Origin of the sequence: Bradyrhizobium prioriisuperbiae (genome assembly GCF_032397745.1) — a bacterium.
GTDB lineage: Bacteria > Pseudomonadota > Alphaproteobacteria > Rhizobiales > Xanthobacteraceae > Bradyrhizobium_A > Bradyrhizobium_A prioriisuperbiae.
In genome coordinates, this window is sequence record NZ_CP135921.1 from 7,850,078 (window position 1) to 7,875,118 (window position 25,041).

13 protein-coding genes are annotated in these 25,041 nt (G+C 58.3%); 6 read left to right on the top strand and 7 right to left on the bottom strand.

Annotation, left to right across the window (positions count from 1 at the left end):
* Positions 1 to 106: 106 nt before the first annotated feature.
* Together RS897_RS36580 and RS897_RS36585 are read right to left on the bottom strand one after the other, a co-directional pair.
* On the bottom strand, positions 107 to 3,877 hold the full coding sequence (locus tag RS897_RS36580; protein ID WP_315833524.1) for an autotransporter domain-containing protein: 3,771 nt from the start codon (positions 3,875 to 3,877) through the stop codon (positions 107 to 109).
* Between the two features lie 334 nt (positions 3,878 to 4,211).
* On the bottom strand, positions 4,212 to 4,904 hold the full coding sequence (locus tag RS897_RS36585; RefSeq protein WP_315838862.1) for an SOS response-associated peptidase: 693 nt from the start codon (positions 4,902 to 4,904) through the stop codon (positions 4,212 to 4,214).
* 49 nt (positions 4,905 to 4,953) lie between these two features.
* On the opposite strand from RS897_RS36585, the gene RS897_RS36590 reads away from it, so the two are divergent.
* From RS897_RS36590 to RS897_RS36605, 4 genes are read left to right on the top strand one after another with little or no spacing between them, the layout of a single operon-like run.
* Positions 4,954 to 5,736, top strand: coding sequence for an SOS response-associated peptidase (locus RS897_RS36590; protein WP_315833525.1), 783 nt, complete (start codon positions 4,954 to 4,956; stop codon positions 5,734 to 5,736).
* A 6-nt stretch (positions 5,737 to 5,742) separates the two neighbouring features.
* Positions 5,743 to 6,489 carry an ImuA family protein gene (locus RS897_RS36595; RefSeq protein ID WP_315833526.1) on the top strand — a complete coding sequence of 249 codons (747 nt, stop codon included), beginning with the start codon at positions 5,743 to 5,745 and terminating at the stop codon, positions 6,487 to 6,489.
* Positions 6,490 to 6,496: 7 nt separating this feature from the next.
* Positions 6,497 to 7,915 carry a DUF6504 family protein gene (locus RS897_RS36600; protein ID WP_315833527.1) on the top strand — a complete coding sequence of 473 codons (1,419 nt, stop codon included), beginning with the start codon at positions 6,497 to 6,499 and terminating at the stop codon, positions 7,913 to 7,915.
* Positions 7,912 to 11,163, top strand: coding sequence for an error-prone DNA polymerase (locus tag RS897_RS36605; RefSeq protein WP_315833528.1), 3,252 nt, complete (start codon positions 7,912 to 7,914; stop codon positions 11,161 to 11,163). The genes RS897_RS36600 and RS897_RS36605 overlap by 4 nt, the downstream gene beginning before the upstream one ends.
* 228 nt (positions 11,164 to 11,391) lie before the next feature.
* Here RS897_RS36605 and RS897_RS36610 read toward each other — a convergent pair whose 3' ends face one another.
* On the bottom strand, positions 11,392 to 12,672 hold the full coding sequence (locus tag RS897_RS36610) for an alpha/beta fold hydrolase (RefSeq protein ID WP_315833529.1): 1,281 nt from the start codon (positions 12,670 to 12,672) through the stop codon (positions 11,392 to 11,394).
* Positions 12,673 to 12,865: 193 nt separating this feature from the next.
* On the opposite strand from RS897_RS36610, the gene RS897_RS36615 reads away from it, so the two are divergent.
* Complete coding sequence (locus tag RS897_RS36615; RefSeq protein WP_315833530.1) at positions 12,866 to 14,074, top strand: NAD(P)/FAD-dependent oxidoreductase; 1,209 nt, start codon at positions 12,866 to 12,868, stop codon at positions 14,072 to 14,074.
* A gap of 54 nt (positions 14,075 to 14,128) precedes the next feature.
* Positions 14,129 to 14,839 carry a 4'-phosphopantetheinyl transferase family protein gene (locus RS897_RS42385; protein ID WP_407654370.1) on the top strand — a complete coding sequence of 237 codons (711 nt, stop codon included), beginning with the start codon at positions 14,129 to 14,131 and terminating at the stop codon, positions 14,837 to 14,839.
* A gap of 11 nt (positions 14,840 to 14,850) precedes the next feature.
* Here RS897_RS42385 and sbnB read toward each other — a convergent pair whose 3' ends face one another.
* From sbnB to RS897_RS36635, 4 genes are read right to left on the bottom strand one after another with little or no spacing between them, the layout of a single operon-like run.
* Entirely contained in the window at positions 14,851 to 15,864 is a 1,014-nt protein-coding gene (gene sbnB / locus RS897_RS36620; RefSeq protein WP_315833531.1) for a 2,3-diaminopropionate biosynthesis protein SbnB, read from the bottom strand.
* A gap of 35 nt (positions 15,865 to 15,899) precedes the next feature.
* A complete protein-coding gene (gene sbnA, locus RS897_RS36625; protein WP_315833532.1) occupies positions 15,900 to 16,949 on the bottom strand; it encodes a 2,3-diaminopropionate biosynthesis protein SbnA in 1,050 nt (349 codons plus the stop codon).
* Positions 16,942 to 17,193, bottom strand: coding sequence for an acyl carrier protein (locus tag RS897_RS36630; protein ID WP_315833533.1), 252 nt, complete (start codon positions 17,191 to 17,193; stop codon positions 16,942 to 16,944). The genes sbnA and RS897_RS36630 overlap by 8 nt, the downstream gene beginning before the upstream one ends.
* Position 17,194: 1 nt before the next feature.
* The gene (locus tag RS897_RS36635) at positions 17,195 to 24,961 is read right to left on the bottom strand and encodes a non-ribosomal peptide synthetase (protein ID WP_315833534.1); all 7,767 of its coding nucleotides are present in this window, start codon (positions 24,959 to 24,961) and stop codon (positions 17,195 to 17,197) included.
* Positions 24,962 to 25,041 lie beyond the last annotated feature (80 nt).

Here is a 25,041-nt window from a genome sequence, read left to right on the forward strand (position 1 = left end):
AATCCGGCCCGCTTACGCCGGTGCACGATTGCAGTTCACGTGCCCGACGGCCAACGTCGCGGGTCTCCCTGCCGCTCGGAATTCGGGTGACGGGTGAGAGAGAGGCTCACCACTGATACTTCACGCCGCCCTTCCCCGCATAACTGCGGGTCACATCCGAGAACTCGCCCTCGAAGGTTGCCGAGACCGACCAACCGCTCAGCCAACTCATCTCGACGGCGGCCGTTGTCAACGCAGCATCGGCGGCTTGCGACGCGCCGTTGACGACGAAGCTTGCGCCGGGCAGCGCCTGGAATGTTGCGGCGACCGACCGGTCCGTATTGAAATCATGCGCCCAGGCAACACGGCCACGCAGCCCGAGAATACCGTCGGCGAATACAAAAAGTTTTTCCGTCCGCAGACCGAGCTCGCTGCGGGTGTTCGTCACACTCCTTGATCCATAGGCCAGTACGAAGGTCGGCGTGCCCGAGAGAACCTTTTCCGCATAAGCCGGAAGATCGAGGGTCGTGAACTGCCCGGCCGCATATGGCGTCACCGCGAGCCCGCCCAGCACCGGCGCAACAAGGCGGTAACCGCCTTCAATCCGGCCGGAATAGGTGTTGGCATTGAACCGCGCCTGCAGCCGGTCGACACCACTGATGGTCACCGTGCGATTGGTTGTGACGTCCTGCCAGCCGTACGCCAGCGCCGCCTGGACGTAGGCTTGGCCGTGGGCCTGGCGAACGAAGCCTCCCGCCTGAAACAGATCAGATCGGCCCGAGCCGAGATTGCTGACACCGAAGCTGGAGCCACCGCCAGCGAGCGCAAAACCCAAGGTGGTGCCCGGAAGAAGCCGGTAGTCCGCCCCAACCGCGGTCCCGTAGATTCTGCTGGTGGTGTCGCTCGAGCCGGCTGCAGCGTTGCCATCGGTTGACTGGGATCCGCCGAAGCCCGCCGCCCAAACGCTCCAGCGACGCGCGACAGCCGCAGCTGGCGGAGCCTTGGTGAACATCGCGAAAGCATCAGTGCGTGCGTTTCCGGTCCCGGTGTAGGTGCTCGCTGCCTCTTCTGCCAAACCGGTTGCGCCCCCTGGCCAGCTCCCGCTTTGCCCACGACCTGAGAAGGGATCGGTCAGGATCCCCATGAATTGGTTCATCGCATTGAACGAGGTCTGCTGCGAGCTCGTTCCGGACTCACCGGAGGCCTGTGCCAGACCGCTCGCGGTCAGACCACTATAGACCAGCGGAATGCCGCCATTGCGATCGAAAAAGCCGGCAATGGCGTTGCCGACCGATTGCTGGTTGCCGCTGAGGCCGCTGCCGGGCGGTGCAACGAACTTCAGTGATAGATCGAGATAGGCGTGAGTGGCGTCGTAACTGAGATCCGTCTTGAAGTTGGCCGGCAGGTTGCTGCTCGTCACGGCCGGCGCAAACGTGCCGGTCACGCCATCGCTTGCCGTCAGGATCGTGTATTTCTTCTGGACATAGCTCCCCGACGCAAACGCCGCGTTCACCGTTGCCCCACCCAGGGACGCCGTTCCGGTCACACTCGCGAACGACGCTGTGGCCGGATTGACCTGTACCAGATAGAGAGCGCCGGCCTGCAAAGCGAGATTGCCGACGATGTTGATCGACGAGCCCGGTGTTCCGTTGCCAGGGGCAAACCTGCCCGAGGATGCGACGGTGACGGCGACTGGATCGATCGTGCCCCCTCCGGTGAGAGTCCCACCGCTGTCCACATTCACTGCAGACGTCCCGATCAGCGTGCCCGCGACGTTGAGGACACCACCGTTGACGTTGGTGGCCCCGGCGTAGGTGTTGACGCCGCCAAGCGTGGTCAAACCGGCGGTGGTGGTGAGGCCAGCGCTGCCGCCAATGCCTGTGATCGTGCCACCGGTAGACGTCACCGATCCGTTCAGGTTGCCGTTTTGCAGGACGCCCCCAATCAGCATCACCGCGGACTGCTGCTGGCTGGTCCAGCCGAGATCAAGTGTGCCGGCAGCGTTGATCGTTGTTGACCCGGCGGCGGCACCCAATGTTCCGGCGCCGACAAGCAGCAGCTTGCCGGCATTGACGGTAGTCCCGCCCAGATAGCTGTTTACGCCCGTGAGCGTCGTGCTGCCGCCGCCGATCTGCCGGAAACTGCCTGTACCCGAAATCTGTCCCGCAAACGTCACGCTATCGGACCGGTTGACAGCGAACGTGCCGTTGTTGACGACGTCACCGAGGATAGATCCCGCAGTGCCCCCATTTCCCAACTGAAGGGTGCCGGCCGCGATCGTGGTGCCCCCGCCATAAGTATTGGTGGCGGTGAGAATCGTCGTGCCGGGACCGGCCTGGCGAAAACTGCCGCTCCCCGAGACAGCATTGTCAAAAACGAAGGCGTCGGAGCGATTGACGACGAGACGGCTGTTGTTGGTCACATCGCCGAGGATCGAACCGCTGGCGCCGCCATTGCCAATCTGCAGGGTCCCCGCGGTGATGGTCGTTTCACCACGGTAGGTATTCTCGCCGGACAAGATGAGCACGCCTGTCCCCACCTTCTCGAGCACGCCCGCGCCATCGATCTTGCCACTGACCTCGACATTCAAGTTGTTGCCGCCGGTCGAGAGACGGCTGCCAAAAAGAATAAACCGGCCCGCTCCTTCGATCGAGCCGGCCGCGATCGGCCCCGTGGTTGCAAAGCCGAACGTTCCGCCGGCATTGCTGACGAGGCGCGCGTTTCCCGCGCTGCTGCTGTCATAGAAATACGTCTTGCCGCCGCTGTTGCTGATAATCGTGGCGTCGGCAGCAGTGCTCGTTTCAAGAAAAGCCGTAGTCCCGCCGTCGTTGTTGGTGATGGTTGCCTGCGCGGCTGAGCTCCCCCCTATAAAGCCCGTCGAGCCGAACTGATTGTTCGTGATGGTGGCACTGCCGGCGCTTGAATTGCCTGTGAACAATGTGCCGGAATTCCATTGGGTGCCCTCGTCACGTCCGCTGTTGGTGATCGCCGCGCTACCGGCGGTGCTGTTCTGACCGAAGTCAGTACGTGCTCCGGCCGTGTTGGCAATGACGGCGCTGCCGGCGGTGCTGCTGTCTCCGAACGATATTGCCGTTTGTGTTTGAACGACACCGAAGCTGAACACGCCGGCGTTATTGATGGTCGCAGATGCCGCCGTGGCTGTGTCGGTAAACAGCGTGCGGGCGCCGTTGCTGCTGCTCAACATTGCGGATCCCGCCGAGCTCCCGCCGGCGAACGATGTCAGCCCCCCGGTGCTGAAATACAAAAGCGACGCATTGATCGTCGCGTTTGCCGCAGTCGCGGTGCCCGAGAAATATACCCCGCCGGTCGATGTAATCGTCGCCGAGCTGGCGCTACTGGTATCACCAAACGCGACAGAACTGAATGCACCGCCTGATTCAGCGTAAGTGACAATGGTCGCATTTGCAGCCGTGCTGCCGTTATGGAAACTGAGCGCTGCGAACGGCGCAAAGATGACTGGTCTACTCGAATTATTGACGATGCCGACATCTGTGAACGTAAGGTAGCTCGGTTTGAAGGTATAGTCAGGACTACCGGCGTCGATCCGGATCGTCCCGACAGAAACGGGATGAAAGAAATCATTGTCTGAGAACGTAATCGTCGTCCGGCTCGAAGCTCCGAAGATTGCCGTCCCTGTGGGCTGGGCCGCCGGGCTCCAGTTCGCCGCTGTCTGCCAGTCTCCGGACGTTGCACCAGTCCACGTCGCGTCCTGGGCGTTCGCCGCCGTTGCTGTAGCAACGAACAGCGTCAGGCCAGAAACCAGGCGGCTTGCCGGTGACAAATACCACCTTCCACCCAGCCCTGCGTTGAATTGAAATGACAACGATGAACGACCGCCACGGAAAGCGGCGATCAACAACGCGATACACTGCACCACCAGGCCCCCGCCCTTAGAATTCCAAGTCAGACGGCGGCTGAGTTTGCACCCACCAGCGACCTTGCTTCCGCTTGTCATTCTGCGGAGAGACGAGGCCGGTCTCGCTCCCGACTGTGTCTGTATATTTCCAAAGGTTGCCGACGCGGGCAACCTCAACCTACAGGCGCAGCAAGGCTTTTCACCCGATGTGTCTGCATTGCAACACCCGGATGCAGACGAACTGCTGCAATGTGAATTGAGAGACTGCGAGAGGGATCGAAGCCGGAAGGCCGGGACGCGAAGCGGCCCGGTTCACGAGAGCCCGGCCCGCGTCCGCGGGCGCGCCACGGCCTGTTCAATTGCCCGTGTCTTCCTTCGCTTCGCCTCGCATCAACTCCACCACCCCCTCATCCGGCAACGGTTTCTGCAGCTGCTTCGCCTCGTCCCACGGCGCCCGCATCCAGACTTCATGCTCTTCCCTCGTGGTCAGGACAACCGGCATCGCCTTCTTGTGGACCGGCTTGACCACGGCGTTCGCTTCACACGTCAGGAACGCGTAGATCAAATGCGGTCCAGGTACGGGATTGGACTTCGTGCCACGCTCCCCTCCCCATTCCGTCCAGATCCCAGCGAATGAAAACATCGGCCGCGAGCGATCCAGTGCAAACCAGACCACATCCTTCTTACCCGCCATCGGATGTTTCGAGCCATCGGGATTCTTCAAAGACCTCGGATTCGGCTCGTCGTTGTATTCAGAAAAACTGGTCGCCGGCACGAGGCAGCGATTGGAGGGCTGCGTCCACCGCCGCCAATGCGGTGAGTCAGCGTTGCGCACGTTGGTGTTGATGCCTGGAATTCCCGCCGGGTTCGGCAACCCCCATCGCATCTTCAGAAGTTCGCGACCGCTCGAATGATTGCGGATCACCGGTGCTTCCCAATCCGGAAACACCGCCGGCATGCTCGGCAGATTGCCGGCGCTGTCCAGCGTCACGCCGAACAGTGCGCGGATCGCTTCCTGGTTGGTGGTGATGCTGTAGAGCGTGCACATAACAGTCTGTTCCCAGGCTGGACCGGCGCGACAGGCCAAAGGCGGGAGTATGGCGGACCGGGCGCCCCACGCAACGGCATTGAATCAACTCAGGAATTTCAGCCGTCAAAAGGATGAGTTGACTCTGCCTGCGCTTTGGATGTTCTCTTTTTGTTCTAATCATTTCTGCAAGGGAACTCCGACCATGCGCAGCACCATGACCCCATTGTCGGACGGGCCCGCCCAAGGCGGATCCGCCCCACCGCAAGACAACTTCAGGTTGGAAAGTGACGCTTCATCCGAGCGCGAGATCGCGATCGAAGCCGAGGCACGGCAGATGCTGCCGGTATATCGCCTGCATCCCGAGACGGGCATGCCGGCCGAGACACAGATGCGCTGGGGCCTGATCCAGCACTACGCCGATAAACGGCCGCATGTTCAGCCGACCCATGCGCGCTCTGAGACCATCTTCGAGCAGCGGCTGTTCTGCGACGCTTATCACAAGCGGCGCTGCATCGTGCCGATGAGCGAGTTTTATCTGAAGGACGCGCGCAGCAAACGCCACGCCATCAGGCGGAACGACCGCCAGCTGTTCGGCGTCGCCGGCATCTGGGAGAACTGGCGCGAGCCGGGAACAAACCAATGGCTGCGCACCTTTGCCATCGTCACGGTCGAGGCCAACGAGGTCGTGAGGCCGATCCACGACCGTATGCCGCTGATCCTGGCGCAGAACGATTTTCCGCGCTGGATGGGTGGAGAGCACGATCCGCGCGACCTGCTGAACAAGCCTCTTGCTTCATCGCTGCTGTCGATCTCGCCCGGCCTTGGCAAATCACGACGCGCGACCGGTTGAGGGGCGATGCCACCGCCCCTCACCGCTTCGCCGGCCCTGCTCGCCGAGCTCAGGCAGACGATGGAGCGCGTCTCCAGCAAACGCCGGCGCCGCGAGGTGCTGCCGTTCGGCATTGCAAGTGTCGACGTGGCGCTGCCGTCCGGCGGCCTTGCGCTCGGCGCCGTCCACGAGATCAGCGAAAGCGGCGTGCGCGGAGCCCAGGCGGCTGTTGCGCCATTGTTTGCGGCCGGCATCCTGGCGCGGATCGGCGGCCCGGTGCTGTGGTGCCTGCACAGCCGCGACCTGTTCGCGCCAGCGCTGGCCCGGGTGGGCCTGCATCCGGATCGCGTAATCTATTGCGAGACCTGGAAGGACTCCCAGATCCTTCCCGCCATGGAGGATGGCCTGCGCCACCGCGGCCTCGCCGGTGTGGTCGGCGAACTGGTGCGCCTGCCTTTGACGCCATCGCGCCGGTTGCAACTCGCAGCCGAGGATTCCGGCGTGGTCGCCCTGGTCATCCGCCGCTCATCGCAACATCTCGAGGAGACCAACGCAGCCTTCTCACGTTGGCGCGTCTCGCCCTCGCCCTCCGCCGCCAACCAGCCACTCGAACTGGGACGCGCCCGCTGGAATGTCGAACTGCTGCGCTGCCGGGGCGCCGAACCACACTCCTGGCTGCTGGAGGCTTGCAATGCGAAGGGTCGTCTCTCTGTTCCTGCCGACGTACGCGACGGATCGCGTCCGGCGGAAGAACAAGAGCGCGCCAGCGCATGACCGGCCCATGGTCACGCTGGTCCAGGACGGCAACCGGCGCCTGATCGCCACCGTCGACGACGCCGCGCGCCGGCAGAACCTGCGTCCGGGAATGACCGCGGCTCATGCCCAGTCGCTGATCCCGGACCTGGTGCTGATCGATGCGACGCCCGACGAGGATGAAGCCGCGCTGACAGAGCTGGCGTTGTGGTGCACCCGCTATTCGCCGTTGGTGACCCCAGATCCACCGGCCGGCGTCTTCATCGACATTGCGGGGTCCTCCCACCTGTTCAAGGGCGAGGCCGCGGTCATGAGCGATCTCTGCGCACGGCTCGAGGCCGCGCGATTTTCCGCGAGGGTCGCTGTAGCGGATACACCCGGCTGCGCCTGGGCAGTGGCGCGGTTCGGCCGTCAGGACATCGTCCCACCGGGCAAGATGTCGGACGTGCTTGGCCCATTGCCGGTCGCTGCGCTGCGTCTGCCGGCTCACACGGTCGAAAGCCTGGCCGATGTCGGGATCGAGCGTATCGCGCAGCTCGCCAGCAAGCCGCGCGCATCGCTGCAGACCCGCTTCGGCGGCGATCTGCTGCTGCGCTTCGACCAGGCACTCGGCACGGCCACCGAGGCGCTCGTCTCGTTGCAGCCCCCGGAGGTCCCCTTCGTCACCTTCGCCTTTGCCGAGCCCATCGGCGATCCCGCGGATCTGCAGCGGATCATCGTTCGGCTCTGCCGGATGCTGGCAGACGCGTTGGAAACAAGAGGCATCGGCGCACGCCGGCTCGATCTGGTGTTCCAGCGGGTCGACAACATTGCCCAGGCCGTGCGCATCGGCACCTCGCGGCCGACCCGCGACGCCAAGCATCTCGGCAAACTTCTGTCTGAACGGCTGGTGCTGGTCGATCCGGGGTTCGGCATCGAGCGCGCGACACTCACGGCATCCTGGGTCGAGGCCCTGAGCGAGCGGCAAACCATCGGGCGTCACGTCGCCGATGATGAGAGCGACGCGGACCTGGGGATGCTGGTCGACACACTGCGCACCCGCCTTGGCCCGGGACGCGTCTATCGTCTGGCGCCGGTCGAGAGCGATATTCCGGAGCGCGCGGTCGAACGTGTAGCCCCCGTCGCGCCGCCCAAGGGCCTGTCCTGGCCTGACGATCTGCCGCGCCCGGCCCGGCTCTTGTCGCCACCCGAGCTCGTAAACGCCATCGCGCAAGTCCCCGACGCGCCGCCGGCCTTCTTTGTCTGGCGCAAGAACCGCCATCGCGTGATCAAGGCCGACGGGCCGGAACGCATCCTTGGCGAGTGGTGGGTGTCGGACAAGGATATCGGCCTGCAGCGCGACTATTACAGGGTCGAATGTGCTGACGGAGAACGTTTCTGGCTGTTCCGTGATGCGCCCGCGCATGCCGGCGGACGCTGGTGGCTGCACGGGTTGGGTGAAGCATGAGTTATGCCGAACTCCAGGTCACCTCTCAGTTCTCGTTCCTGCGTGGCACGTCGCGCGCCGAGGAGTTGTTTGCGACAGCTGCCGTCCTCGGCATCTCCGCGCTCGGCATCGTTGATCGCAATTCGTTGGCCGGCATCGGGCGGGCCCATGAGGCCGCCAAGGTCACCGGCGTACGCCTGATCGTCGGGTGCCGGCTCGATCTTGAGGATTTCCCTTCGCTGCTCGTCTACCCCACCGACCGTGCGGCCTACGGCCGGCTGTGCCGGCTGCTGTCGATCGGCAAGGGACGCGCCGGCAAGGGCAAATGTTCGCTCTCGATCACCGACGTGGAGGCCTGGTGCGAGGGCCTGATCGCCATTCTTGTGCCCAACACCGCAGACGACGCCCTCCCCACAAATCTCCAGCGGCTCAAGGCGGCGTTCGGCAATCGCGTCTATTGCAGCCTGACACGACGGTTCAGGCCGAACGATGCGGCGCGGCTTCGCGCCATCGCTGAGGTCGCCCAAGCCGCCGGCGTCCCAACGGTCGTCACCGGCGATGTGCTCTATCACACGCCGGAGCGGCGGATGCTTCAGGACGTTGTGACCTGCATCCGACTCAAGACCACGATCGACAAAGCCGGATTCCTCAAGGAAAAACACACCGACCGTTTTCTGAAGCCGCCCGCGGAGACCGCGCGGCTATTCCGGCGCTATCCCGACGCGGTCGCCCGCACCCTCGATATCGCACGCCGCTGTACGTTCTCGCTGGACGAGCTCACCTACAGCTATCCCACCGAGAGCCTGGACGGCCTCTCCGCACAGGACCGCCTGGAAAAGCTGACCTGGGAGGGCGCAGCCCAACGCTACCCCGATAGCGTGCCCGACAATGTGGCGATGCAGCTTCGCCACGAGCTGAGCCTGATCGAACGAATGGGGTATGCGCCCTACTTCCTTACGGTGCATTCCATCGTCCGCTTCGCCCGCTCCAAGGACATTTTGTGCCAGGGCCGCGGCTCGGCGGCCAATTCCGCGGTTTGCTTCGTGCTCGGCGTCACCGCTATCGATCCGGTGCGTCAGGGCCTGCTGTTCGAGCGTTTTGTCTCCGAAGAGCGCCGTGAGCCACCGGATATCGACGTGGATTTCGAGCATGAGCGGCGCGAGGAAGTGATCCAGTGGATCTACGAGACCTATGGCCGGCACCGCTCGGCGCTGACCGCCACCGTCTCCCGCTATCAAGCGCGCGGCGCTGTCCGCGAGGTTGGCAAGGCGCTGGGTGTGCCGGCAGACATCACCGGCAGCCTTGCGCGGCTGGTCTGGGGCTGGAGCGAGGACGGGGTCACCGAGGCCGAACTCAAGGAGTTGAACCTCAATTCTGAGGATCGGCGCCTGCGGTTGACCCTTGAGCTGGCGCAGCAGCTGATCGGCACGCCGCGCCATCTCTCCCAGCATCCAGGCGGGTTCGTGCTGACACTGGACCGCCTTGACGAGATGGTTCCGATCGAGCCCGCCGCGATGGACGACCGGCAAGTCATCGAATGGGACAAGGACGACATCGAGGCGCTTGGCTTCATGAAGGTCGACGTGCTGGGCCTCGGCATGCTCAGCTGCATGCGCCGCGCCTTCACCCTGCTCAAATCGGCCAAGGGCATCGACCTCGATCTCGCAACCATCCCGGCGGAGGATCCGCAAACTTACGCCATGATCCGCGAGGCGGACACGGTCGGCGTGTTCCAGATCGAAAGCCGGGCACAGATGGCGATGCTGCCGCGCCTTGCGCCGCGGCACTTCTACGACCTGGTCATTGAGGTTGCGATCGTGCGCCCCGGTCCGATCCAGGGCGATATGGTGCATCCCTATCTGCGCCGCCGCGAAGGCCGGGAGCCAGTCGCCTTCCCCAAGCCCGAGCTGGAAAAGGTGCTCGGCAAGACCCTCGGTGTGCCCCTATTCCAGGAGCAGGCCATGCAGGTGGCCATGGTGGCCGCGGGATTTTCCGCCAGCGAAGCCGATCAGTTGCGCCGCGCCATGGCGACCTTCAAGTTCACCGGTGGCGTCAACAAGTTCCGGGACAAGCTGGTTGCCGGCATGATCGACAATGGCTACACGCCCGAGTTCGCAGAGCGCACGTTCAAGCAATTGGAGGGCTTCGGTTCCTACGGTTTCCCGGAGAGCCATGCGGCGTCGTTCGCCCTGATCGCCTACGCTTCGAGCTGGATGAAATGCCATCATCCGGATGTGTTCTGCGCGGCCATCGTCAATGCCCAACCCATGGGGTTCTACGATTCCTCACAGCTGGTCCGCGATGCCCGCCAGCATGGCGTCGAGATCCGCCCGATCGATATCAACGCCTCCGATTGGGACTGCACCCTTGAATCCCTGGACGACAAACGCCGTGCCGTCCGGCTCGGTTTGCGCCTGACCCGCGGCCTTGCTGAAAAAGATGCCCGACGGATCGTCACGGCTCGCAACGCCCCCTACGCCAGCGTGCTCGATCTGTCGCGCCGTGCCCAGGCGCCAGTCGCCGCCCTTGTCCAACTGGCGAAAGCGGATGCATTCGGCTCCCTGGGCTTGGGCCGTCGGGAGGCGTCATGGGCCATCAAGGTTGTGCACAATGACCCCTTGCCGCTGTTTCGCGAGGCCGACCGGCGCGAAGGACAGTTCAAGCCAGAAGTTATCGAACCAGCGGTGGCATTGCCCTCCATGACCGAGCGGCGCGAGGTGGTTGAGGACTACCGATCCCATGGCCTGACCTTACGAGCGCACCCGCTCTCGTTCGTCCGCGATCAGCTCAGCCAGTCCGGCATCTCGACCTGCGCACGGCTGCGCGACGCGCCGGACCGCTCTCGCATCACCGTGTCGGGCCTGGTGCTGGTGCGCCAGCGCCCCGGCTCGGCCAAAGGCGTCATGTTCATCACGCTGGAAGACGAGACCAATATAGCCAACCTCGTGGTGTGGCCGTCGCTATTCGACAAGCAGCGCAAGATCGTCCTGGGCGCGCAGATGATGGCCTGCCGGGGCACAGTGCAAAGCGTTAGCGGCGTGGTTCACCTGGTCGCTGAATATCTGATCGACCAATCCGACCTGCTGCGCAGCATCAGCGGCATCGACGCGTTCACCCTGCCGGCCGGCCGCGGCGACGAAGCCAAACACGGCGGCAGCGGTTTCGACAGCCGCGAACCGAAACTGTCCCCCACGGTCAAACCGCGGGACATCTATATTCCGGATCTCCACATCGACACGCTGACTGTCAAGGCGCGGAATTTTCGGTAGAAGTCTCTAGATCATGAAACTCTGTTCGATCTGGCGGCCGCCTTCCGAAACGGCGCGATCGGTACTCTCAACATGCTTATCCTAGCTGACCTCAATCAAGCGCTCAACGAGAAGTGCGCCCGCTGTGCCGAACGACGAATTGGGTTAAAATTCACCAAACCGGCGGTGGGTACCGCCGCAGGCGCCGAGCACACTCGGATTAACGCACAACTACCCCAAGTATTTCTATTATTTGCTACTCTTCGAAATCGTTGACTTCCCAATGGACCTGACTGCTACCCGCTCATTTGATGATGGGAAAGTACCATTCAGAAATCGATCTATGAGCGACGTAAGATGAGCATATTGCAGATCCTGGGCATAATGCCCTGCTCCACTTATCTCTGCCAACGTCACGTCATTTCCCCAAACGTCCAACACGGATGACACGTACTCGCTATTCACGATGTTATCGTGATCACCAGTGATCAATAGAATTGGCGCAGCAACACGTTTCAACGCTTCATGGATCTGATACTCGCTATCTGAAAGATCTCGTGCTGCATAATTGCGCAGAAATTCGCAATCCAACATTGACGCGACAAGCGCACCGGCGCGTCTCTTCGCTGGCAGCTTAAACAGAGCAGCGCCACGCTTGATGGGATCGTGCAAATTTCTCGCCCAATCACCTGACTGCGCAAGCTTCTCGATACTTCGAACGAAAAAATTTGCTGCGGCTGGATTTTGACGCACCGTGGTGCACATCTGCCCTATTCCACTCTCGAAACCGGTTAACTGCGGCCCGACCCCTGCTGCACCACAGAATGATGGAGAGACGAGTACGAGGAAACTCACCTGATCGGCACCTCTAACCGCCAACTCTGTGGCCGCCCGACCTCCGCTACACCAGCCCAAAACGGAGAATTGACCGATCCGTTCTCGAGAAAGAGCGCTGTAAATCTCCTCCACATCGGAGCCAAGGTCCACATACCTCCTCATGCCTCCATTAAACAAATCAGCACACTGACTCTCGACGATAATGATACGAAGGTCGTGAGATCGGTCCGCGATCAACTGAGACCATGGATCCAGCGGCGCACCAATCGCATTCACTAGAACGACCGGGATGCTGCCATCGCGCCGCACGAAATATCGCGATCCTCGCCGTGTGGTGCCTTCCCGATAATCGACCCGTATACACGACATTAGGTCAAGTTCATCAGCATGCAGGCATATCTCGGAAAGCGGGCGACGACCCGCGAGTGCAGTCTTGAGTATCATGTCGGCGACAGGATCACGGGCAGAGACATCTTGTCGTATCGTCGCGCCTCGTGCGCGACATTGCGACACCGTGGTGGCGAGGATCTCAGCCGTCTCTGTGTGACTTGACGAACTCAAGCCATTCTCACTCTCGGCCGGCAGCCCCTCCGACACGGGAAACACCAGCGGAAAGCGCTCGAAATAGGTTGAGTCTCTCCGTAGTATCTCAGCTATCGCGTCGTCGATCCAACGGCAGAGCCTACCAGACATCCCGCCCCCAAACTTTCCAAGATCCGATGCCGGGACTATCGGCGAGCCGCGAACGTCAGCATCGTGACGTCTCGCGGTGGCTCAAAGATCTTGTTGCCTGTTCCCTTGCAATTTGTGATTGTATCTCAACCTTGGCGGAGAATGAAGCGACAGGGTAGGTGCGCCGCCCGCCTGGACAAATAGGATTAGGCGAATGGCAGCCCGGTACGACGCTATTATCGTAGGCGCCCGTTGTGCCGGATCGTCCGCAGCGATGCTACTGGCTCGCCGCGGTTGGCGAGTTTTGCTGCTTGACCGGGTGGCCTTTCCCAAGGACACCATCTCAACCCATCTTGTGCAACCGCAGGGCGTTGCCCGATTGGCCGAATGGGGGTTGCTGGACAAGCTTACGGCCTCTGGATGTCCTCCCATCCACACCTATTCATTTGATTTCGACAAAATCCAGATTTCCGGCTCTCCGGGAACGCCGGAGATGCCGGTGGCCTTCTGCCCTCGGCGAACCATTCTCGATAAGCTCTTGGTGGACGCAGCGGCTGCATCGGGCGTCGAGATTCGAGAAAACTGCACGGTCGAAAACCTCCAATTTGGAGATTCCGGTGTCATTGGTGTCAAAACGATCATGAGCGGAAAGCAACATTCGGAACGGGCCCAGATTGTTATCGGAGCCGACGGTCGCAATTCGGTTGTTGCGAGGCTCGTAAGAGCGGAACAGTACAACGAACAACCCCCTCTCTCCGCTCTGTATTACGCGTACTGGAGTAACGTTTCCAAGATCGATCGTTTTGAAGCCTACAATCGCCCCAACCGGATGATCTCCGCGGCTCCGACAAACGACAATCTTACAATCATATCGGTCGCTTGGCCGTTCCATGAGCACGAAAAAAACCGTATCGACATCCAGAGCACATACTTGGACGCCCTTGCCCAAGTACCGGAACTGGCCGACCGCCTCAGTTCGGCGCACCGAGATACAAGAATCACCGGGATGGCCGTTCCTAATTATTTCCGAAAACCGCACGGAAACGGATGGATGCTAATCGGAGACGCCGGATACAGCAAAGACCCAATGACCGCGCAGGGGATTGCCGATGCATTTATTGACGGAGAGCGCGGCGCTGACGCCTTGCACCGCGCATTTGGAAACCCCGACGAGAACCAGGCCCTAGAAGCCTATCAGCGACTTCGCGACGAGCGCGTTATCCGAATGTATGAACTCACGTGCCGAACGGCAAAACTCGACCCTTTGCCCGAAAGGATGCGGCAGGTCTTCGAGGCAATTCGAGAAGATTCCGATTGCATGGATGATTTTGTTCGGATGAGTGCCGGAACCATACTCCCGACGGAATTTTGGTCACCTAAGATAATGCAGATGTTGGTCGCCGCACGCCGATCCCGCACATAGCGATATTCCGATGCGAATCCAAGACGCCACGGTCGTTAGTTGAGGAGCACTAGGATGCTCCAGCCTGAGCAAGCCCCGCCCAGTGAGCCAGAGATTGCCGCCTTATTTCGATCAATCCTGCCTTACGGAGTATTCGTTCACGGTGGACCGATCGCTGCACCGCTCACAACGCTATTTGATAGCGAGTATGAACTGGTGCGCTCAGCAGTCACAAAGCGTCAGCGGGAATTCGCCGCCGGCCGGCACTACGCTCACCTGGCATTGGCGTCCGCGGGTTTCCGACCCGCGCCTATCCATCCCGCGCCTGATCGGGGCCCGATCTGGCCAAGCGACATAGTTGGCAGCATATCACACACCGACTATTGTGCCGTCGCTGCAGTTGCCAGCGCGAGCATCCTGACAGCTCTTGGAATAGATCTGGAGCACCGTGTTTCTCTCGCGCCTAACGTAATTGCACTCATTGCAGACCGTGATGAACGCGCGTTATGGAACGACAACAAGTTGCCTATCGAGCTTCGAGACAGCACTGCACCGCTCACATTCTCGGCGAAGGAAGCTGTTTTTAAAGCATACTATCCCAAATTTCGCAGACGAATATCATTCGGCGATATACAAATTCGATACACGGGCGTCCCTAGCCGCTTTTGCGTGCAGGCTCCCCAGCTACCTGACCCGGATCAATCCTTTCTTGCTTCAGTGGAGGGGCGTTTTGCGATCACGACCAACTATATAGCGACTGTCGCGCTAGTCCTCCGCTGCACTTAAAACCCGCATTCTTAATCTTCGGGAAAGAACCCAGCAACGGCCGATCCTCCCAGATCACGACGGTACTTATTGTAGATCACACGGCCTACGGCGAGATCCAGAATTCCAAGCCCGAACGGTGAAAACAGTCGAGGGCGATCATTGTCTGCGCGCATCTCGCCCGCAATTAGTTGAGAAATTGTGCCGCTAACGAACTTGCGATGACCGAGGCATTGCTCTGTGAGATGGACCGACGTGTTCGCTTTCAAGCAATGCTCCACGTCATCGACGATGTTCTGGCACGACAAAACATTTTCAATCGAAAGATCTCTAAGCGAAAGGTGCAGGACAGTTGGATTGTGCCGGAACAGCTCGACATCATTGATGTAAGGCGCAGCCGCCGTCGTCGCAAACAGTACCAAATCGCTGGCTGAGAGCACGTCTTCGTAACGATCATACACCGCAGCTCGCTGATCACACGACGTCAACTGATCCGCAAATACTTCTGCGCGCGCCTTCTCCAGATCCAACACACGGAACTCACCAACTTTCCATCCTGTACGAATGAGATATTCACAACTTGTTCGTGCGATTGGGCCCGCACCAATTACTCCCATCCGACTGACAATCTTTCCCGACGGATGTAGCAGCTCCGCAGCACATACAGCCGAAGCGGCTGTTCGCGCAGCACTGATGTTGGATCCTTCCATGCAAGCCAAAGGATAACCGGTCGCATAATCATTGAGGATTAATACGGCCGACGCCCTATTCAATCCATAGGAGAGGTTCTCCGGAAAACTCGATATCCATTTCAAACCAACGATTGGCTCCTGATCCTTAATTGCTGCTGGCAATGCAATAATGCGCGCTGACGGTCGCCCCGGAAATCGAAGAAAATAGCTATCCGGATTGATCGTCTTCCCCTCTCCATGAATTCGATAGGTCTCTTTGACCAAATCAACAATTTGAGCAACGTTTTCAGTAGTGAATTGCTTGATGTAGTCGCTACCAATAACGGAGAATGCTCTGGCCGACACCTCTGCCATGAGGCTACCTCTTACAATGTCAGTCTATGCACGGATCAGCGGCGCATATCAAAGTCCGGATATCTCTCTTTGACCCACTGGTCCGCATAAAGAGTGCCAGCATAGCGCTCGCCAAAATCGGGGCTAATCGCAACGATGGACGAGCCAGGCGGTATCTTATTCGCGTAGAGACGTATTCCCGCCAGTACCGTCCCGGTCGACGCACCAATCAAAAAGCCATGTTCTCGCCGAAAATCCCAACAAGCGCGCACGGTATCGATCTCCGGAACCATAACCTTGTCGTCCAATAACTGCGGGTCAAACAGTTGCGGCTTCTGGCTGGCCCCCAAGCCTGGCAGATAACGTCGTTGCGGCTCGGCGCCAAACGTCACAGATCCGACACTGTCAACCCCGATCACCTGCGTGACCGGAGCATGCGCCCGAAAATACTCCGCACAGCCCATGGCCGTGCCAGACGTTCCAACACCAACGAACAAGAAATCTATCTTCTGAAACCGTCGCGAGATTGCCGGCCCTGTCCATCTGTGATGAGCCCACTTCGCGGCTGGATTCGCATACTGGTTTGTCCACACGACTTCGGGAGATCCTCTCCTGAGTTCTTCAATTCGAGCAAGCCGCGTGCCCAGAAAGCCGCCGTTGTTGTCGGTGCTCGTAACTTGCTCGAGCGCACCTCCGTGTGCCTCGATTAAGTGCCGCGTATCAGGAGAAATATTCGGGTCGCAAACACAGATGAACCGAAGGCCGAGCGATCCGCTTAAGATCGCCAGAGCAAGACCTAAATTGCCCGAAGATGACTCAACTATCGTCGACCCGGCGCGCAAGCTGCGAGCACGTTGAAGATCTGACATGATAGCTAATGCGGTTTTGAATTTAATCGACCCAGCGGGATTGAACGCTTCGATTTTCAACTGCACTTCTATCGCGGTCCTAGGAAGATGAATTGAATAAAACACATCGTCCTGGATCATTTTTTCAAATTTTTCCAGGCCGGCAAGGCTGGGCGGGACACGAAACGGTGGAGCGATGCTCGGAGACCGAGTGCGGACGGGGATCCTACTCTTGATAGTAATCAGATCGTCAGGCATGGACGCCTCGCAGTCGCTCGACCAGCTCCACGAGAGATCCAAAGCTGTCAAACTTGGATGGATCTAGATACTCATCTGGCAGTACAATCTCGAATATTCGTTCGACCTCTCCTAAGATTACGACAAACTGCAAGGATGACAGTACGATATCATGCAGCGATGCCGCCATCGGGATCTCGCTATCGATATGCTTCGATCCGATCGCCTTAAGGATGATCGCTCCTAGTTTCTTTCGCGTGTCCATCTTACACCACCGCCGAGAGTTCAACCGCAACTGATGTCAATTCCCGATCAGTCGGGTCGGTGCCAAGCCTCCGGAGAGCTCGAACGACTATATCTGCCGCCTCCTTCGGTCGCGTCTTGATGAAGTAGTGCCCTCCATTTTTGAGAACCACCAAACCGACGCGGTCCGAAAACATTCTCCAGTTTTCATGCCGCTTACGGTAACTTCTCGTCAATGGATCGTCCCGCGTGACAACCGCGAGGATCGGCGACTTAACCTTTGTCGTCGATGGGTATGTACTAGCCCGATCAAAGAACCGCGCAGCGGCGACAGCATCTTGCCGGAACGCCTCAATAATGATCTGCGCTTCTGTTTCACCCAGGCTGTCAAAGCCATCGAACCCGGATCTATAGATCATCCAACGTTTAATTTGCTTGGGAGACATGGTCTCGGCTGAAACGGGCAATAGCAACGACAACGCTTGTTTCAGATGCCGCCGAATCTTCGATACAACGGGCGTGTTAATCAGCTTCCCGCCAAGAATCACCAGGCGGACGTCAACTTGATAACTCTCCAGTTGCCTCGCAACCTCCAGCGCGAGTGCTGCACCGGAACAGTGTCCCCACAGCACAACCGGGACTCGAATATTTTCCTGAATCTCTCTTGCACACCGCTGCGCAACCGCCGTGACATCCTCCACGATCGGTACCTTGCGCGGCACTTCTACTGCGTAACAGCTGAGATCCGTTCGTTGGGCGCTAATCGCATCGAATAAGGGCTTAAAATTTGCAGCGTGTCCACCAGCATAAGTAAAACCGATTATCGCGACACGTTCGGCGCTGGACGCGTAAAATTCGATGAGCAGTCGTTCTTCATCTTCACCGAAATTATACTCAATTCGCCGCGCCAATTCATCGAGCTCCGGATACTTGAATACATCATTTATCGAGAAACGGTCTTGAAGCCGCATCACCAGCTCCATAGCTTTCAACGAGTTTCCGCCAAGTTCAAAGAAGTTACTGTTACGATTGATCCGCTTAGCATCGACCTCGAGCAGCTCCGACCACACTGTGCTCAATTCCAGCTCCAATGCAGTTGTGGGAGGCGAAATTGGGACGATCTCGTCTTCGAGACCCTGCAGCAGATCGCTTAGCTTCTGTTTAGCGATTTTACCATTCTCCGAGAGAGGCAACTCATCAAGTTGAATGATACGACTAGGAACCATGTGCTCTGGCAGATTGAAGGATAACTGTCTTCGGACTTCACGTGGTCGCACTTGCCATTGCGCCACGACAAATGCAGCCAACGACTGCCTAACCTCGTCATGAACCGCGGCTGCCCCAACGACCCCAGGGCACCTCAGGAGATTCGCTTCAACGTCACCCAACTCGACCCTGTTACCTCTGACCTTCACTTGTTCATCGACGCGACCCACGAGTTCCAACGTTCCGTCGGGGTTCCAACGTCCCAAGTCTCCCGTTTTGTACATTGGCTGTCCTGGCTTAAATGGGTCTTCCACAAAGACAGCCGCCGTTCTCGCCGGGTCATTCACGTATCCCGCTCCCACACCTATGCCCGACACACAAACCTCCCCCACAGTCCCAATCGGGACGATCTCCCGGCGCAGTTGGTGCAGCACATAGACGTTCAAATTGGGAAGTGGACGCCCAACCGGCACGCGCTCCCCCGGCGGCGGGCTGATCATGACGTGATGGCAGATATCATCTGACGCTTCAGTTGGCCCGTAAGCGTTCACAATCGGGATCCGAGGGAATTTGCCGAACCATCGCTCCAATACGCGCGCGCGCACGTGCTCTCCCGTGACAAGGAGCCAACGAAGACTATCGAACTCAACCTGTCCGGATTCGCAGTGATCCAACAGCACTGCTAGGTATGATGGCACAACCTCCAGAACAGACACCTCTGTCGTCCGAAGCCTCGCTATGAAACGTCGGATGTCGAGCAACTCATCCTGCTCGACAATGACAACTCGGGCGCCCACCAGAAGCCCTGCCAACATTTGCCAAAGCGAGACGTCGAAACTCTGCGAGGCATTCTGACCGATGACATCGCCCTCAGACATCCCAAGGCAGGACACCTTCGCGAACAGATGGTTCAACATACCGCCGTGCCGAACCATCGCACCCTTTGGCGACCCCGTCGACCCGGACGTGAACATCAGATACGCCAAATCATCGTGCGACACATCGACCACCGGCGCATGAATCGTCCCAGCGCCGATTTGATGTTCCGCAAAAATCACCAATATTCCGCCGCGGCCAACCACCGTTCTTATAAACTCACTCCCCTCTTCTTCAGAAATGGCGACAATCACCGTCGCACCGCTCTTCGAGAGCATTTCCTCACGTCTCTGCAGCGGATAGCTGTCATCTATCGGCAGATAAGCACACCGTGTTTTGAAGCACGCGATAACAGAAGCCACCCACATCGCACTGCGTTTCATCGACACGCCAACGACTATAGCTTCTCCTCTGGTACGTGCGTAAATTGCTCCGGCGATACGGTTTGCTGCTTGATCAAGCTCCGAGTATGTCCATTCGTTACGACCACAGACTATTGCAATGCGATCAGGGTGCGATGCCGCCCTTCGCTCAAATAACGTGTGGAAGCATTCACGCGGAATCGACTGCTTTTCTCGATTGAACCCGGACAGCTGCTCCTGACATTCAACCGCACCAATAACTTTGCCGGCGTCGGGCAGTAACGCTGGATTGTGAACGATCTCCTCGAGGCAGCGCACATAGTACTGGCCGATCCGTTCGATTTGCGTCTTTTCAAAGACGTCTGCATGAAAGTGAATCCACAAGAGGATAACATTGGTGAACGGGTGAATTGAACATTCGAACCTGAAGGGAAATTCCGTCTCTGCCCGCACCATCACATCCATCATTTTAAAACCGGGCAGATTTTGGAGCTCCGTCAAAATATGGAAGTGGGTAAAGTTGAACACAGTCTCAAAGAGCGGCCCTCTGCTTTTCCGATCCTCCTTGATTTTAGCCATCGGATAACGTCGGTACGCAATAAAATCGACCTCTGTGCGATACGCAGACAAGATTATATCCTGCCAAGTCATCCCTTCTTTCACTTCCATACGGAAGGGAAGCGTATTGAGAAAAAGCCCAATAACGTTCGCGCTATCTTGCAGCTCCGGCCGCACTCCGTACTCGTAACCCGTTACGATATCTCGCTCACTTGTCAGCAACGACAACACGTAGACATGCGCGGCGAGCAGCACGGTCTTTACGGGAACGCCTAAACGAGCTGCAACTTTTTTGATGTCATTGGACAATCCGACGTCGTCGGAAACGTGGTGCACGTTGACCTTTGTCGAAGCCGCGCGCTTCGCATTTCCCCACCTAGGGAGCCGCAAGCAACTACTTCCGGCCAGAACACTGTCCCAATATGCCTTGTGTTGCCGGTCCTTCGAGACACTCCTCTCTATCGCAATGAATTGACGAAACGTCGATGCCGGGCGACCGGGCGGATCGACTCTTCCGTCGAGGGCGGCATAATAGTATTTGAATAGATCACGGTGAATAAGATTGACACTCCATCCATCGAGAGCGGAATCGTGGAAGTCGATTGTGTAGGTATATTCGCTCTCGTTGAGAACATGGATATGGAATCCAACCAAGCCCGTATTTTCCCAATCAAAGTTCTTATCGCGGATGGAACGGATATCCGCCTCAATGATCTCGCCTTGTTGCACGGCCGCTAGACCACGAAGGTCACGAATGGTGAGCGGCAACGGAATGTTGGGATGAACGATTTGTATCGGCTCGGAAACTCCGCTTAATCGATAACTTGTGCGGATGATTGTGTTAGCTTGGCACAATTTCGACACAGCGACCTCGAAGGCGCCTCTGTCAAAAACTCCCTTGATCTGATAGCTGAACACATCGTGATACAGCGGGCTTTCTCTTATGAGGTGAGATTGAAAGATGAGGCCATGCTGAAGCCATGACAGCGGGTAAGCGTCTTCTGCCCAGCCAGGCACCCGCGCGCGATCCTCCGCCCGCAACAGGGCGAATGGACTCTCATTGGATTGGATGGAATTCGTAGTTGCTTCGCGAACAACCGATGCAAGCTCTCGAACCGTGGGATTCCGATAAACGTCTTCCGCAGATACCGCTTTGCCGTATAACTTCACTTTCGACACCACCGAGAGAACCTTGATAGAGTCCCCTCCGGAAGCAAAGAAGTTGTCGGAAACACCAATTTCGGGCGCCTCGAGCACATCTCTCCAGACCTGGACCAAAAGGCCCTCCAGAGGCGTCGATGGCTCCTCTCCTATTGATGTGGGTGATAGCCCCAGTAGCGCGACTCGATCTGCCTTGCCGGACGGCCCAACAGGGATGCTTTTGATCTGACTGATCGATGTCGGCACCATGAATGAAGGAAGGCTCGCGGTCAGAAACTCTTGAAATGCCCCCTCAGAGCATTCTGACTTAAGTACGACGAACCCATGGAGACTGTCGGTCCCCAGATTCGACTTTCGAACGGCCACCACGGCATCCTTGACTGCCGGATGGTTGCGGAGCGTAGATTCGATTTCTCCGATCTCTATTCGATACCCGCGAACTTTAACTTGATCATCGTTCCGCCCAAGATACTCAACTTCCCCGTTAGGAAGCCACCGCGCGACGTCACCGGTGCGATATAGCCGCTCCGTTGGTGAGTAAGGATCGATGATAAAGCGCTGCGCGGTCAGTTCATCGCGATGCAGGTAACCACGCGCCACCCCAATGCCACCTATGTAAAGTTCTCCCGGCGCATGAATAGGCTGCAGTTTACATCCAGGACTGAGGACACGTAGGTAGGTATTATCGATCGGCCGACCAATCGGAACGCGATCGCAGGGACCCGTTCCCGAGCAATCGTGATAGGTTACGTCGATCGTTGCCTCCGTCGGACCATACAGGTTCGTTAAACTAACGGAACCGCCGAACAGGCGATTGAAGGCGCCGACTTGATCTGGTCCCAGCGCTTCGCCGCTGGCAAACACCCGCCGCAAGCTTCGCAACGGATGCAGGTCCGCCCAGGATTCGAGATGATTCAAAAACGCCTGCAGCATTGAAGGAACGAAATGAATGACCGTCACGTGAAATTCGTCAATCCGCTTCACCAATTCTTCTGGGTTCCTCTCGTCTCCCTGCTTGGCAAGACAAAGTGAAGCACCCGCCAGGGCCCACCACAGCAATTCCCACACGGAGACATCGAACGAAATAGATGTCTTCTGCAGCAGCACGTCTTTGTGGGTCAGAGGGTATTTTCTCTGCATCCAGTGCAGTCGGTTGACAAGTGATCGATGCTCGATCATTGCGCCTTTCGGTTGTCCGGTGGACCCCGAGGTGTAGCAAACATAGGCTAGATCACGGGCGCCGGCCATTTCATCGACCGGCCCAACCGTCTCTTCGTCTAACCCCACTTCGACGAGGTCAAATCCAACCAGGTCCGCGGTCGAGCCGACACGGGACACAAGGCAAGCTGCACTGCAATCTGCCAATATGAACTGAATACGGGCCACAGGATAACTCGGGTCGATAGGAAGGTACGCTGCTCCGGCTTTCAATATTCCGAGAATACCTATTAGCAGCTCAGCTGATCGCTCCAACATGATTGGAACGATCGCTCCTCGTCTAATGCCGCGATCGCGCAACAGACGAGCGAACCCATTTGCTCGACGATGCAGCTCTGAATACGATAGGGTTGCCGTGTTCGAGTATATTGCCGGTCGATCGGGATTCCGAGCAACCGCGGCATCGAATAGCTGCACAATGGTTTGATCTTCAGGATACGCTGCGTCGGTGGAGTTGAACGCGTCGAGCAAGAGCTGCTTTTCGCTCTCACAGACGACCTCGACTTCCGCGATCACCGCCGCAGGGCTTTCCGCGACCATGCGCAAAACGTGAGCCACTCTTGCGCATATTCGGGTCGCCTCAGCTTGATCGTACTGCGATGCGTCGAAGTCAAGTTGAGCAAATTGTTGGCCGATCTCAACCGTAACGCTCGCATTAACTTGATCAGGCCTCTGTGTTGCCTCATAACCAAGATCAACGATAACCCCGTCAAATCCAACAGGACAGAGATGGGAAACACCTTGCACAATTTGCGCCCTGACCTGGTCTACCACCGATCTGATGCTTGCATCCTGCTTCACGATTATTTTCAAAAGACCATCGCGCGACTCATCCTTATCGATTCCGCGAATTCCAAGTAGAACTTCATCCGCGGCACATGCGCGGCTTAGAAGAATTCCTAGTGCGCTCAGTACCGAGACGCCGCGGTCTGCAACTGAGATAGTCGGGTATAAGGCCCACGCAATTTCCAGAATGTTCGGCAATGGGCGCCTTTCGCCTCGAACGCAGGGCTCCCTGGGCCGACGACGCCCGTCACTCGGGAATTTACCGACTTGCGGATTAGGTTGGAGCTCTACATCGATGGAAACTGGCACCTCCGGCCATGTGCGCCGAACCAGTTGCTCACTCACGCAAGAGTCTGCCGCGTCCTCACCTTCCCCCTGAGATAGGCCGCTGGCTAAGATCGACACCAGATGGTCGACGTCGGCATCCGAATAGTGCGCACGCTTGTAATTGATATCGAGCTCAATCGCCCCTGCCGCCGACCATTCTTTCACAACGACGTAGAGAGGAAACAGCTGGCAGCCGACGTAACATTCTTCAACTGACGGGCCATGATCGCCAATCCGCGCTGCTTGCGTTAGGTCCGTGTTGTATACGTTTATGCAAGCTTGAAACAACTGCCCGCCTGCTCGACTGTCTGACAGCTCCCGGACGAGAAGATCGAACGGAAATCGTTGATGTCGATAGCATTTAGCAACGGTGCCTTGAACCCGTTGATACAATGCTGCGATGGACTCACCCGCTTTGAACTGAATTCTAACCGGCATGGTGCTAGTGAACATACCAAAGGAGCGTTTCTGAACGCCAACACGATTTAATACAGGCATGCCGATTACAATATCGGTGGCCTTTTGAAATTCCGCCACATACAGAAAGAGCTTGGCTGTAAGAAGCGAGCCCAATGACACCTTGAGATCGCGCGCCGCCTGCCGCAGAGCCCGCGCACGCTCCGGCGCTATCGACACCTTTCGCTGCACTCCGAGGATCCCTGCGCGATCGACAGGACAGAGCTGAAACCCTTTGAGTTCACGTAACCAGAATATTTTGCCCTCTTGGCATTGCGGCGACTGCAGATAACTGAGTTCCTTGCCTGCAAATTCGAAATAAGACGGGCCCTTCTCTATTTGATCGCCTGAGCCATTGTAAGCCGCCGTCACAAAGGACGCCACGAGCTGCATCGACCAACCGTCGCAAATCAAATGATGGCAGTTGACCAAATAGCCACACACGTCCTCCGAAATTCGGAAGAACGAAACGCGCATTAAAGGAGACTCAATAAGCTCGAATGGACGCCGAGCCTCAATGTCGCGCCACCTTTCGAAGGCCAGCCTGGAGTTCTCGATTGCGGAGAAGTCGACAATATTAATCGCGAGCGCTGCGCAATCGGCGACGTACTGCTTTGGCTCGCCGGCATCGGATCGAACGAGCCGTATCCTGGTTGTCGCATACACGTCGGACAGCTGATTGAAGGCCAATCTCAATCGTTCAAAATCCAGGCTGATTGCGTAGGTGACTGACCCGGCCAGATTGTGGATCGGCGTTCCGGGATACAGTTGCTCCACCAGCCAGATGCGCTTTTGTGGATGCGTAAGAGAACGCAACGAAGCCTGAGGCTGTCCAATCATCGGTGTCCCAACGTAGTGCGACCTAGAAAGAAAAGACGCGAAAGCACGTCCGTTCTAACGAACAGCTCACCGCACGCCAC